Origin of the sequence: uncultured Vagococcus sp. (genome assembly GCF_963518325.1) — a bacterium.
GTDB lineage: Bacteria > Bacillota > Bacilli > Lactobacillales > Vagococcaceae > Vagococcus_D.
Map to the genome: position 1 here is coordinate 92,270 of NZ_CAUQJB010000002.1, position 13,296 is coordinate 105,565.

Genomic DNA, 13,296 nt, shown 5'->3' on the forward strand with positions numbered 1-13,296 from the left:
GTCTTTTCTAGTCAAATAATGTTTATAAATTCACAGCTAATTCATTCTTTCATTGTGCTTCATCATTGGTACGATTCAGGAGCTGCTCCCACCGCCCAGTTCCTGAATCCTTCGACGAATAGCCTCACTCTTCGTAATGGCAGAGATAACTGCCACACCATCAACTCCAGTAGCTCTTACCGCCCCTACATTGGCCACAGTGATGCCGCCGATTGCTACCTTTGGCAACTCCGGCGATCTTCTGACTGCCTCATTTAATAATGACAAACCAACAACTGGTTGAGCATCTACTTTGGATTGCGTATTAAAAACCGGTCCAATCCCCACATAGTCAAGCAACGGTAGTTCCAACGCCTCTTCAAACTGTTTCAACGTATTGATTGATAAGCCAACATCAATCCCATATGGTTTAACTGCCTTAAGCGTTTCACGGATTCCTTTATCCGACTGACCGACATGAACCCCGTCGGCTTTTATTTTGATCGCTAAAGCCACATCATCATTCACGATAAAAGGGATATTCCCTCGCCGACACAAGGCTTGACACTCTTTTGCCAGCCCTTCAATCGCCTCACCCTTCTTTAATGATCCCGGCCCCTTCTCTCTCAGTTGAAAACAGGTAATCCCCCCTTTAATCGCTTCTGCTAAAAGGCCAACTAAATCACCTCCAGCCACATCTTGAGTTCCTCCAATTAAATAAAGTTTGAGTGCCTCGTGCCAATTAATAGGTGGTTTCATTTCCTCGCTCCTTTCGACCATAAGCCCAATGATTAGTTGGCCCCTCTCCGTGACCAATCTTCAACTCTTCTTTAATCGCAGCGTCAATAAACGCTTTACCTGTCCGAACTGCTTTCAAAACGCTCTGCCCTTTGGCTAACTCTGCGGTGATGCAAGCCGAATAAGTGCAGCCTGTACCGTGAGTATGTTGGGTCTCATAACGAGGCCCCCCTAACCAATGACCGATTCCATCATTCGTTAAAAGATAGTCTTTAGCCTCCCTTTGATTAAGGGCATGTCCACCCTTTATTAAAACATTGCGACTACCCATCTGTTGAATCTCATAAGCAGCAGCTACCATCTCTGCTTCTGAGGCAATGGCATGGCCCACTATTTCTTCAGCCTCAGGTAAATTAGGGGTTATTAAGGTTGCCAAAGGCACTAAAGTTTCTTTCATCCCCTTCATGGCTTCATCGGCCATTAAGGAAGCGCCACCTTTGGCAATCATAACAGGATCCACCACTAGAGGAATATCTGGATAAGCAGTCAAAAATGAGGCTACAATCTTCATGTATGACTGATCGACTAGCATCCCTGTTTTAATTGCGCCTATCTCAAAATCAGAAAACACTGCCTCTAATTGTTCTTGAACCCCTTGGACTGGAGTTGGATAAATGCCGCTCACTCCCTTAGTATTTTGAACCGTAATTGCAACAATCACTGATGTCCCAAAGACTTCTCGCTCTTGAAAGGTTTTAATATCCGCTTGAATGCCGGCACCACCACCACTATCAGAACCTGCTATCGTACATGCTTGGGCTATTTTCATGATCCCATCTCCTCTCTGATTTTTAGCAAAAACTGGTCACTTTCATTTAATAAAAACAATTGATTGATAAACTCTACTTTAAAACTACTAGGGAGATTAGTTGCCATTGCCGCCTTTTCCCCTGCTATTCCGTAGATAGCGTGAGCTGCCACCGTGCTTTCAAAAACATTTGGATAACTACCGATAAAAGCGCCGCAAACCCCACTTAAAAGGCAACCCATCCCCGTTACCCGGGTCATTAAGAGATGACCATTGTCGACACTTGCCAGTCTTGTGCCATCGCTAATCCAATCTCTTTCACCACTAATTGCCACAACACAGTCATTTGCTAAGGCGACTTCTCGCGCCATCCTAGCTAAGGAGTATTGTCCCGCCCCACTATCAACCCCTCGAGCTTGCCAAGGGACATTAGCTAATTGGGCAAGTTCTCCTCCATTGCCTCTAATGAGACTTATCTTGAGTTCGCTCAATAAAGTCTTAACTATCTCTTGCCGATAAGGACTGGCGCCAACACCAACTGGATCCAAGACAATCGGCACATCATTTTCATTGGCTCCTCGCCCTGCGACTAGCATCGATTCAAAAATCGGTGTTGTAATCGTGCCAATATTTAAAACTAAACAACTTGCTTGAGAAGCAATCAACCCGACTTCTTCTTTGGCATAAGCCATTATCGGTGACGCACCAATTGCCAGCAGACCATTTGCAACATGATTAGCCACAACTTGATTCGTCATATTATGAATCAAAGGGCTCACTGCTCTTATTTTATTTAACTGCTCAAAACTTTTCATCAATCTCTTCCTTTAAGGATTATTTTGATTCATTCGCCTCGAAACGTGAATCGAGCAAAAAAACCACCTTCTCAAAATCAGAAAGTGGGTGTATTTACACATATTTAGGGTAAGACCCTATCAAACAACTATTTCGTCTATCTAAACGAAAAACCTGCTAGCCACATTTCCTCCGCTGGTATTAACCAGATCAGGTCTAAGGGTCAGGATATTTCCTATCTCAGCACAGTAACAGACAAATCACGTCCTCACAATCGCCCCCCTAGTGGTCGAACTATTCAATTAACCATACGATAGCATGACAACTGAAAGAAGGCAAGTAAAATAAGCAAGATGGCTCAATGATCTTCATATGATTCTTCTTCAATCTCAGGCCACCAACTAAAAAATAGTCGATACAAAATATACCACCCAGATAGCCATGAATAAGCAACCAAAGAATAGAGACTTTGCGTCTCCACCATAAGACCATCGCAATAATCGCAAATAAAATACTTCTTTTTGGCATAAAACGCCTCCATCCATTATCATCCCTTAATTGTGCGACACCCTTCCATCAAAATCTAGTGAATTCAACTCATTCCCCCAGTAACCAACTAGTCTCCTAGTTTGCCAAGGAATAGATTAATGCCCCAAACATTGTGATTTTTCCAGACTACAACTGAACCTCTCCCTAGTCCAGCAATCAACCGCCAACTCACTATGAGTTTCCTTAATGAGACGTTTACAGGCAACACAAAAAAGACCTAGAAGCAGGTCTAAGAGTTTTCGCCTTGCAACAACCAATTAACACATCAGCCTACAAAGTAGCTCTTAAACGCCCTACTTGTATCCCTATAGATGTTTTAATTGGCCACCGCAACGACAGCTGTATTTACGAGTGTTAATCCGTCGCTTGCGTAAAATCAAGTTATGGCATTTGAGACACTCATATTGTTGATAATTTTCTGGTTTTTGTTCCTCTAATGGTTTGACAAAGCGACTACCGCCAGTCTTTTTCAATAGATTCTTAAAATCGGCATCCCGATGTTGAAAGCCACGACCTTCCAGATGAAGATGATAATGACATAATTCATGTTTAATAACATTAATCAATTCTTCCATACCGTAACGTTCGTAGACTTTTGGATTAAAATCTAAATTATGAGAGTTCAGATGATAACGTCCACCCGTTGTCCGCAAGCGACCATTTAAGAAAGCGCGATGCTTAAATTCCCGATCAAATTCGTTGGTGGAGATCAACTCCACCAACTCTTGCAAACGGTCATCAGTTAATGCGTCGATATCATCCATCTCTTCCAGATAGTTAAAATCTTCATATAATGCGCTGAAAACCATCAATACCCTTCTATCCCTTCTCTTTGGCTGGTCCTAACATATTTAAAGCAATCCGTCCTTTGCGAAGATCGATTTCTTCAACCCAGACTGTTACCACATCGCCAACTGCCACAACGTCTGTGGGATGTTTAACAAATTTATTGCTTAATTTTGAGATATGAACCATCCCATCTTGTTTTACGCCAATGTCCACAAAGGCACCAAAATCAACGACATTGCGCACCGTCCCTTGTAACTCCATTCCTGGTTTTAAATCTTCCATACTTAAGACATCTTGTCTCAATAAGGGTGCTGGCATTTCATCACGCAAGTCACGACCCGGCTGAATTAAACCAGCAATAATATCTGTTAAGGTCTCTTTCCCCACGTCTAATTGAGAAGCTGTCTGGTTGGTGTTTAACTGTTCCAGAGCTGTTCTAGCTTCCACTGACCCCAGTTCCTTTGGTCCCACTTTAGCCTCAGCTAAAACGGTTTTCGCAACAGGATAACTCTCGGGATGGATGCCTGTATTATCTAAAATATTTTTACTTTCAGGAATACGTAAAAAACCAATGGCCTGTTCATAAGCTTTAGGTCCTAACCGCGGTACTTTCTTAAGTTGGGGGCGACTAGTAAATGCCCCATTTTCCTCACGATAAGTCACAATATTTTGAGCCGTTGTTTTATTTAATCCTGAAACATGTTGTAATAAAGCGGGGCTAGCCGTATTAACAGTCACCCCCACTTGGTTAACTGCAGTTTCCACAACAAAGTCCAACTGTCCAGCTAACATTTTCTGTGAGACATCATGTTGATATTGACCAACGCCAACAGCTTTAGGATCAATCTTAACCAGTTCTGCCAAAGGATCTTGCAGGCGTCGCGCAATACTAACCGCACTCCGTTCCTCCACTTGCAAATGAGGAAACTCCTGACGAGCAATATCACTAGCTGAATAAACCGAGGCACCAGCTTCATTAACAATCACATAATAAACATCTCGTTTAATTTGGCGCAATTGTTCAGACACAAAAAGCTCTGATTCCCGACTAGCTGTTCCATTGCCAATCGCGACCATCTCAACTTGATAGGTTTCAATTAATTGATTAAACACCACTGCTGCTTGTTGCCGTTTCGCCTCGTTGGCCGGTTTATGGGGATAGATCACTTTAATCCCTAAAACCTTACCCGTTTCATCAACAATGGCTAATTTACAGCCCGTGCGGTAAGCCGGATCGAATCCCAGAACCACTTTCCCTTTTAAAGGAGACTGTAGCAAAAGGTTTCGCAAGTTTTCTCCAAAGATAGCAATCGCTTGTTCATCAGCCTTTTCGGTTAACTCATTGCGAATCTCTCGTTCAATAGCAGGTCCGATAAACCGTTTATAGCTGTCTTTATAAGCCTCGACCACATAAGCTTTTGTAATAGCCGATTGATGGTTGCCAACTAACTGACGATCCAAATAGCTCATGATCTGCTCTTCATCAACGGTGATGTTAACTTTTAAGATATCTTCTTTTTCGCCACGATTCGTCGCTAAAACACGATGAGAAACAATTCGACTAACTGGTTCAGCGTACTCATAGTACATCTCGAAAACCGATTTCTCATCTTTTTCTTTATCTTTCACCGTACTGACAAGTTGACCGTTCTTTTGAGTAAATTCACGAATCCACGTCCGATATCTAGGTTCATCCCCAACCATCTCTGCAATAATCTCATGTGCTCCAGCTAAAACGGCATCAGTTGTTGGCAACTCTTCGTCACTATTGAGGTATTGCTTTGCCTCACTGATAATATCTCCCGATAACGGAAACGATAATAACCACATCGCAAAGGGTTCTAAACCACGCTCTTTAGCAATCGTTGCTTTAGTGCGGCGCTTTTGCTTATAAGGTCGGTATAAATCTTCTACCTGTTGCATCTTGCCACAAGCTTTAATTGAGGCTGCTAGCTCAGGAGTTAATTTATCTTGTTCCCCGATCAAACGCAAGACTTCCTCTTTACGTTTTTCTAAGTTTTGCAAGTAATTATAACGCTCTTCAATTTCACGAATCTGTACTTCATCCAAGCTTCCCGTCATTTCTTTACGATAGCGGGCAATAAAAGGAACTGTATTTCCTTCACCTGAAAGTGACAAGACCGTTTTAATTTGTTTTGGGCTGAAGCTTTTAAGTTCTGCTTGCAGTAAATTTAGTATATGTTGATTCAATCCTTCATCCATTGACATTGGCTCCCTCATTTAATCATACTGTACTATTTTAGCACACTTCTACCCACAATTTCCATTATGAGCCTAAAATAATCTCATCAATATGGGGCTTTCTCCCAAAAGGACCAAAAATTCCCCACTTTTAGGCAAAGATTAACCCATTAGCTAAAAATCTGGTTGCCACGGTCCAATAAAATTCTGAATTTCGATGTCTTGAAGAATCCCTCGCTGATTAACTATCACACCATGAACAGATCCACCGTAAATTCCTCCCCCATCAATGCCTATTTTATTGTCGGAAATCCAAAGGTCTGTCGTTTGATTGTCACCATGAAGAAAAGGCGTAATAGTGTGACCAAATACGATGGTTTTCCCAGTATTATTTTTCCCTTGGTGAAAAGAATCCCGAATCCACACAAAATCCTGCTTACTAGTTTGGTGCCAGTCACTCTTAGTCAGGTCAACCCCAGCATGAACAAAGAGATAGTCATGCCATTCAAAATACAGCGGCAGTTTTTTTAGAAATGCTATTAACTCTTCGTGATAGGTTTGAATTAAGATGCTCATCTCTAAAGGGGAATACTCTTCCGTTGCCCCTTGATGTATCAAACCATTGATTGTCGTACTGCCACCATTGCGTAAATAATTATTGTAGCGCTCTTCCGGATCCTTTAAAAAGTTCAATAAAATATCCTCGTGATTGCCTTTTAAATAAATAGCCCCTTCTTCTTCGACTAATTGTTTACCTAACTCAAGGCATTCTTTTCCGCGAGGCCCCCTATCTGCCAAGTCACCTATTAAAACCAGCTGATGCATCTCCCGGTCGTACTCTTTTAACAATTCAATAAATGTCAGATAATCCCCATGAATATCGCCAATGGCATACACTAACTCTTTCATAAACTCCCCTCCAAACGGTCTTTTATTGTATAAAATAGTCTTATTATTATTTATTATACTACGTTTTCTACTCAATCGTTAGTCAGATTTATCATTAATCAAATCAAAAAAGCAAACTGTTAGTCTTACACAGTTTGCTTGATTATTTTTATTGCCATTGCCCTATTCTGCTGAGGGCTCAGGTTCATTAGCAAAGTTCAACTGAACGCCTGGCTTATCCAAAGCGATTTCTGTGACCTCATAAGTCAATCGTTCGATCATTGAAAACAATGGACGCATTAATTCATCCAGTTCAGGTTGCTCTAGATCATCGGGATTTTCAATTTTACGGTCACTCAATGTCACTAATTGACGCACAGCACCGGTAATGGCAAATTCTTCAAAGACAATTTGGAAAATCACACGCAACCCCAAAACTGAACTTTCATCAATTGGAAAATCTGGTTGATCACTCATATCAAATGGCTTTACTTCAACGCGGATTTCTGTTTCAGTTTCACTTTCCGCTGTTTTCATGTCGTAATGGTATGCTTCTACAAATTCTGGTTGTCTAATAATATTCATAATTGTTCTTCCTCCTACAAAAAAAGTATAGCATAGTTTCAATTTCAAAACGATGACTTTTACTTAATTCATCCGTAATATTCCCATTTTAATCGAACAAATAATTTGTTATTTATTCTCGAGTTAGGGGCTCGTTACAAAAGAAAGAGACTGGAAAATTATTCCTGCCTCTTTAATTAGTCATACTTACTTTGTTATTTTTTTAGGTTCCTGCGCTTTTTTCCAGACAATTCCCACCAAGTTATCTTTTGGGATCAAGCCGATATAGCGACTGTCTTGAGAGTTTTGACGATTGTCACCTAAAACTAAATACATATCTTTAGGAATCTTTTTAGTTCCCTTAGAAACTCCTGGAATATTTTCTAGGACTAAATCTTTGGTATAAAAATCCGTTTCCGACTTGGACTCAGCTTCAAAAGCTTCTCGATTTTGATCTAAATAAGGTTCCTCGTACATCTCACCATTGACGTATAGCACATCGTCACGGTACTCAACCGTGTCTCCAGGTAAACCAATGACCCGTTTCACGTATTTGTCTTTTGAACCATCTGGTGGATAAAAGACTACCATCTGGAAACGTTTAGGCGAACGACCATTGATAATCACCACTTTTTCATTGGTCATTAAGGTTGGTTCCATGGACCCACTAATAACTTCCGCCCGATCAACCTTTACGTAAAAGATTACCATGGAAATAAAAACAGCTATTAACAAAACACCTATCAAGCCATCCACAAACGAACTTTTTTTCTTTTTATCATAGGGCCTGTCGCGCAACGTATCTTCATACTCATTTTCAGCTGGTTGCTGGCGAATTCGCGAGCGTCTAGTCTCATGATGAATAACAGCTTCTGTTTTAACTGATTGGCTTTTATCTGGCATCACCGGTTTTTCAACGGTCTCCAATAATGATTCATCCACAATATCAGGCATTTCAATGGGTTGACGCACTTTTCGCTTGCGTTGGCCACTGGAGCTTGAACGACGCTTACGCTTTCTCGGCGAAGGTTCAGGTCGTAAAGACTCGTCAATAAACTCATCCATAATATCACTGGAGCTCCGTCTTTTACGTTTGCGCTTTTTTTCAGATATCTTTCTCACCTCTTCACCCTCAGGTTTTCTCTCTCTATTCTAAACTAAAACAACACATTTGTCATTGGATTATTCTTCAAATTCAATCAGATGACCATTCATTTCTGCATAAGTCAGGATTCACTTCACTTTCACTAAGCTTTTTTACTACCGCCCCTTAACGTTAGCCTTTAAAACGAAAGGTTTTGGGGGCCACTCGCCAAACAATTAATAGTCCCACGGCCACATAAATCAAACTAAGAATCGAGACTAAAATAACATAGGAAGCACCCATGGAGCGCAATTGCATATTCAGATACGCCACGCCATAAAGAACACCTGCCACCACTTTATAGACTGGATTAACCACTTCTAAGTCACTGGAAAAAGGCTGCAAGATATAATAGATAAACAACTCATGAAATGAAAACAGTAGCGACAAACTCAACAACAAAAACCCAAGAATCCCGAAAAAACTCAGACTGAGAAAAAAGCCATTGATACTGTTTATCAAGAAAATCGCCAAAAACATCGCCAAAGAGAGAATTCCATTGTAATAGAACGTCTTCCAAAAACGATAATAAAAACCTTGGAGAATTGTCTTTGGTTCCCGGTAAAATGGATAAAAAAGCATGGAAGAATCACAGTTAATAAAAACCATCTGGACAACTTTTTTACCAAACGTCAGAAAGTACATCACAAAAAAGAAAGCAGGTAACAAACTAATGACTTCTTTTTCTGACATTAAAGGGAAACTTTTTAAAAGACTAACCCCGACTATCACGAGACTAACAGTCGTTATTCCTAGCAAACGCCATTTTAACTGACGAGTTAGCGTGGGCCGATAGCGACTAAACAACAAACTATTTAAATACTGGTTACCTGTTAAGTGACTTTGCTCACCCGTTACCAATTTTAAATCCTTTTGCATTTTCAACCCTTCACCTAAATAAGTATTACTATTTTTCTTAGCAGTAGCCATTGCCTCCAACTGTCCTGCAGACCGTTCAATCAGCCAATAACTGTATCGCTCTTCCCCCTGATAATTAAATAATAGCCAACTGCTAAGACACATCGCCAGAAAAGAGATAATTAATCCCTGCCAGCTAAAACACCATTGAAATAATCGAGAAAAACCATCTTGCCAAAACACAAAGCCAATCAGACCGACAATCAACAAATAACCAAGACAACTGCACGCCATTCTAAGCCTTTTGGAAAATAAGCTAATCAGACGGCCAAGGTAATAAAATAGAAACAAACTAGCCAAATAACAAAAGAGACTGACTAAGGGAACCAATAAAGGCCGACCAACAACGGCACCAAAAAACAACATGGCCGGCAGACTGCAAAGCCCATCATAAATCGTTTCCACCAACATTCGTGACTGGACGAAATAGCTATTAGACACTTGAAAATTCGCAATAAAATCGGCATCCTGTTGACTGAGGCGTTCACCAAACCCATCAAATGCCCCGACTAACAAGGGGACTGTCAATAACCATAAGGCCAAACCACTTTCAACAACTTCTCCTTGGAGATTCAAAAGGTTGGATAACAAACTAATCACCGCTAAATTAATGCCTATCCAAAGGAACTTCACGGCAAATTTCATCAGCACCCCAAAAAAAGTCATGATGACGAATAAGATTTTCTTGATCTCATAATTACGATAAATAGAGACCGAGATTCCCTTGCCAATGAAGGGTATTTTTCGCAAGTAAAAGAATAAGCCATTAATTTTACGCGTTACATCGGCGCTTTTAAACAGCCAGTAAATCCGCCATTTCTGGCCCAATTCAGACATATTATTGACCTCCCTCTTGTAAGAGAATACTATCAAGAGCATCCGTTTTTGCTTGCTTAGTAGATAATAATTTAACGACTTCTTCTTCAAAGTCACTATCATGAATTCGTTCACTAGGTATTCCCGTCAATTTTCCTTCATGGAGCAACACAATTTCATCGCAAAGATCTTGTGCCAACTGTAAAATATGAGTGGAAAAAATAACAACTGAATGATCTTTTTGAGAAATAATTAGTTCTTTCATCTCGTGAGCTGCCACCACATCAAATGAGGTTAACGGCTCATCCAGTAAGAGAACTGGTGATTTGACTAACATGGTTACCAACATCTGCACTTTATTTTGCATGCCATGAGAATAATCTTTTAACAGGCGGTGTTGATCTTTAGTTTCAATTCCTGCTTGAGTTAGATAGACCGTTGGATCTTCAACCATTTCCAATCGCTTTTTATTCACATCAATAAAAAATTTAACAAATTCGTACCCCGTCATAAAACCTGGTAAGTGAGGTGTCGCGTAAACAAAACCAACTGCTGTATTATCGTAATTTTCGTCTCGTTGCCCCTCTTCAATCAACGCAATCTTACCACTGTCTACTTGTAAATTACGAGAGATGCAATTAAATAACGTAGTTTTTCCAGCCCCATTTCGCCCTAATAAGCCATATATTTTCCCTTTTTCAAACTCAAAGGAGGCCTCTTCAATAATCGCTTTCTTGTCAAACTTTTTTGTTACATTCTCCAACACTAATTTCATTTTTTCCTCCTACTACAACAACATTTATTTTTTATTATACCATAGCCACTCTATCTGATTATGCTCTTACTTAACTTCCACTCTACTTTTATCAGCTAATCATCTATAATAGAATGTAATAAAACATATCTAACAAAATTCGTGAAAGAAAGGTGACATACATTGTCCTATCAAACAAACCTTGTAGCCGATCTCAATCTTATTAGCGACTACTTAGCAGAGCGTACCATTCCTAATTTAAGTAAAGAAACTCTTTTAGCACATGGTATTGACTGCGTTGATTTAGTTATCCTTTTCGGTGGTGCCATACCTGCCGCAGCCGATGTCCTAGGAGAACTTTGGCAGACAGGTTTAGTCAAAAAAATCATGCTCGTAGGAGGAATCGGTCATACAACTGACCACTTGCGAGTGGCCTTTAAATCGGATTTGCACAATCAGCCAGAAGCTAGCCTATTTGCCGATTATTTAATAAATACTTACGATATTCCAGCTGAGTCACTCTTTTTGGAAACTGCTTCAACTAACTGTGGTGAAAATGTCCAATTTGCTTTAGACAAACTACTTGCCTCAGGTTATCGACCAAAAGAAACCTTGATCATGCAAGATGCCTCAATGCAAAGACGCATGGGCGCATCCTTCGCAAAAATTTGGCCGAAAAAACTGACTCAGATTATTAGCTATGCTCCTTATAAACCACTTTTCAGCCTATCCCAGGATCAGATTAACCTTGGCCCATCAATCTGGGGTTTATGGGAGCCAAGACGCTACATCGAGCTTATATTAGGGGAAATCCCACGTTTAAGAGATGATTCACAGGGATACGGACCTAATGGTAAACAGTTTATCGCTCACGTTGAATTACCTGCCAACATTCTATCAGCATTTGAACGACTCTCACGCCATTTTCCTGAACTAATCAGAAAAGCTTATCAACCAAATAAAGACGACTGATTTTGACATCAGCCGTCTTTATTTAATGACTAACAAATAGTTAATAAAAAAGCCAAGGATTAGAGGCAATGTAAAGACAAACGCCATTAAACCCTGATTAATCGTACGACTCATATCATCGTTGGACCACTTATTCCAAGGTCGCTGCCGCTCACCACCACTAAAAATCCCACTTAAACTCCCAGCCAGAAGAATCCCAATCAAAATAAGCACTCCTAGCACTTTCTCACTACTATAACCAAACAAAGCAGCTCCTACCATGATAGCCACAGTAACCACAGCCCCTGCTAATAATGATTTCAAATAAACCAATCCCCCGCCAACTTTCTCACTATTGTAACTGCCTCATGACAGTATTTTTATTTATCGTAATCGATTACCGTTCTGATGTCAATTAAGAAAGCTCAATCCCTTCCTCAAAAAATAATCGTCTCCAGAGTGATCACTAAAAAATAGTTATGGCGTATCACTATGTTTATGTCTCCAACAGTAAACGGGGTTAGGCTAAGGGTATTACCCACAGTTCCATAATGATAATTTAGTAACCCTTGTTTTGATTATCAGTATGGCCAAATCACTCACGATAACTGTGCGTATTTATGAAAAAAGAAACAAAGGTTAGCCTACGGATTAAAGCAAAAAAATAGGACGGATGAATCAGAAAATGATTCACCGTCCTACTTTTAGTTTTTCTAATGAAACAACAGGCAAATATGGTTCGTTTCTAGCCAAACAAAAGCGGTGACCGATAATACTCTAATGTCAGACTGCTCAGTAGTCCTTTCCATTATCCTAGCTCCTTCATTAGATGTAGCAATTCTCGCTACATACACTTATTTTCCCGAGAATCCTATTATCATTAACCTTTAGTAACAACCCTTGTGTAACAACGTTTCCATATAGTCATCTTGTCATTGACGCTTAAAATCTGTCGCAATTCTTGCGACAGAGATGCAACTTTTGGCATCATAATTTGCTTGGGTGGTAATGACTTAAGCCTCTCTGTATGACCTGTTCCATAAACAGCCCCCGATCTACCCAACGCTCAAATTGTAGCAGGACTTGCTACATACATCCGTTTTTTGGAATCTTGATTCTCTTAGGTAATGTCCTCTTGACTCCTTTTACATCACTTGTGCCTTAACAATAATCTATTTAATCGGTGCTTAAATTGTAGCAAGTTTTGCTACACACTCTCATTTTTTGAAATTCTAATTCTCTTGAGTGGTGACCACTTTATTCCCTTTTTATGACTGTCTGACTAGCAGGAAAACGTCTAACCAACTTTTAAATTGTAGCAAGACCTGCTACAAGCGCTCACTTTTTTGAAATCCTGATTCTCTTGAGTGGTGATCACTTTATTTCCTTTATATGACTATC

13 protein-coding genes and 1 riboswitch are annotated in these 13,296 nt (G+C 40.1%); of the genes, 1 reads left to right on the forward strand and 12 read right to left on the reverse strand.

Features of this window, described 5'->3' with window-relative positions; all coding sequences use genetic code 11:
- Positions 1–75: 75 nt before the first annotated feature.
- The 11 genes from thiE to RWN13_RS02380 form a co-directional block, all read right to left on the reverse strand.
- Complete coding sequence (gene thiE / locus RWN13_RS02330; RefSeq protein ID WP_314060081.1) at positions 76–738, reverse strand: thiamine phosphate synthase; 663 nt, start codon at positions 736–738, stop codon at positions 76–78.
- Positions 722–1,546 carry a bifunctional hydroxymethylpyrimidine kinase/phosphomethylpyrimidine kinase gene (gene thiD, locus RWN13_RS02335; protein WP_314060083.1) on the reverse strand — a complete coding sequence of 275 codons (825 nt, stop codon included), beginning with the start codon at positions 1,544–1,546 and terminating at the stop codon, positions 722–724. The genes thiE and thiD overlap by 17 nt, the downstream gene beginning before the upstream one ends.
- Entirely contained in the window at positions 1,543–2,340 is a 798-nt protein-coding gene (gene thiM / locus RWN13_RS02340) for a hydroxyethylthiazole kinase (RefSeq protein WP_314060085.1), read from the reverse strand. Before thiM ends, thiD begins: the two co-directional genes overlap by 4 nt.
- Positions 2,341–2,489: 149 nt before the next feature.
- A riboswitch (TPP riboswitch) is annotated at positions 2,490–2,614 on the reverse strand.
- Complete coding sequence (locus RWN13_RS02345) at positions 2,615–2,848, reverse strand: hypothetical protein (RefSeq protein WP_314060086.1); 234 nt, start codon at positions 2,846–2,848, stop codon at positions 2,615–2,617.
- A gap of 326 nt (positions 2,849–3,174) precedes the next feature.
- Positions 3,175–3,633: a SprT family protein gene (locus RWN13_RS02350; protein ID WP_314060493.1), complete on the reverse strand. Its 459-nt coding sequence runs from the start codon at positions 3,631–3,633 to the stop codon at positions 3,175–3,177.
- Positions 3,634–3,688: 55 nt separating this feature from the next.
- On the reverse strand, positions 3,689–5,881 hold the full coding sequence (locus tag RWN13_RS02355; RefSeq protein ID WP_314060495.1) for a Tex family protein: 2,193 nt from the start codon (positions 5,879–5,881) through the stop codon (positions 3,689–3,691).
- A gap of 153 nt (positions 5,882–6,034) precedes the next feature.
- Entirely contained in the window at positions 6,035–6,769 is a 735-nt protein-coding gene (locus RWN13_RS02360) for a metallophosphoesterase (RefSeq protein WP_314060087.1), read from the reverse strand.
- Between the two features lie 162 nt (positions 6,770–6,931).
- Positions 6,932–7,333 (reverse strand): DUF1149 family protein, encoded by a 402-nt coding sequence (locus RWN13_RS02365; protein ID WP_314060088.1) that lies wholly within the window; start codon positions 7,331–7,333, stop codon positions 6,932–6,934.
- A gap of 186 nt (positions 7,334–7,519) precedes the next feature.
- Positions 7,520–8,434: a signal peptidase I gene (gene lepB / locus RWN13_RS02370; RefSeq protein ID WP_314060090.1), complete on the reverse strand. Its 915-nt coding sequence runs from the start codon at positions 8,432–8,434 to the stop codon at positions 7,520–7,522.
- 154 nt (positions 8,435–8,588) lie between these two features.
- Positions 8,589–10,211 carry a hypothetical protein gene (locus RWN13_RS02375; RefSeq protein ID WP_314060093.1) on the reverse strand — a complete coding sequence of 541 codons (1,623 nt, stop codon included), beginning with the start codon at positions 10,209–10,211 and terminating at the stop codon, positions 8,589–8,591.
- A gap of 1 nt (position 10,212) precedes the next feature.
- The gene (locus tag RWN13_RS02380; RefSeq protein ID WP_314060095.1) at positions 10,213–10,965 is read right to left on the reverse strand and encodes an ABC transporter ATP-binding protein; all 753 of its coding nucleotides are present in this window, start codon (positions 10,963–10,965) and stop codon (positions 10,213–10,215) included.
- A gap of 162 nt (positions 10,966–11,127) precedes the next feature.
- Here RWN13_RS02380 and RWN13_RS02385 point away from each other — a divergent pair, with 162 nt between their 5' ends.
- Complete coding sequence (locus RWN13_RS02385) at positions 11,128–11,916, forward strand: YdcF family protein (protein WP_314060097.1); 789 nt, start codon at positions 11,128–11,130, stop codon at positions 11,914–11,916.
- Between the two features lie 18 nt (positions 11,917–11,934).
- Here RWN13_RS02385 and RWN13_RS02390 read toward each other — a convergent pair whose 3' ends face one another.
- Positions 11,935–12,219 (reverse strand): hypothetical protein, encoded by a 285-nt coding sequence (locus tag RWN13_RS02390; protein WP_314060099.1) that lies wholly within the window; start codon positions 12,217–12,219, stop codon positions 11,935–11,937.
- Positions 12,220–13,296: the final 1,077 nt, after the last annotated feature.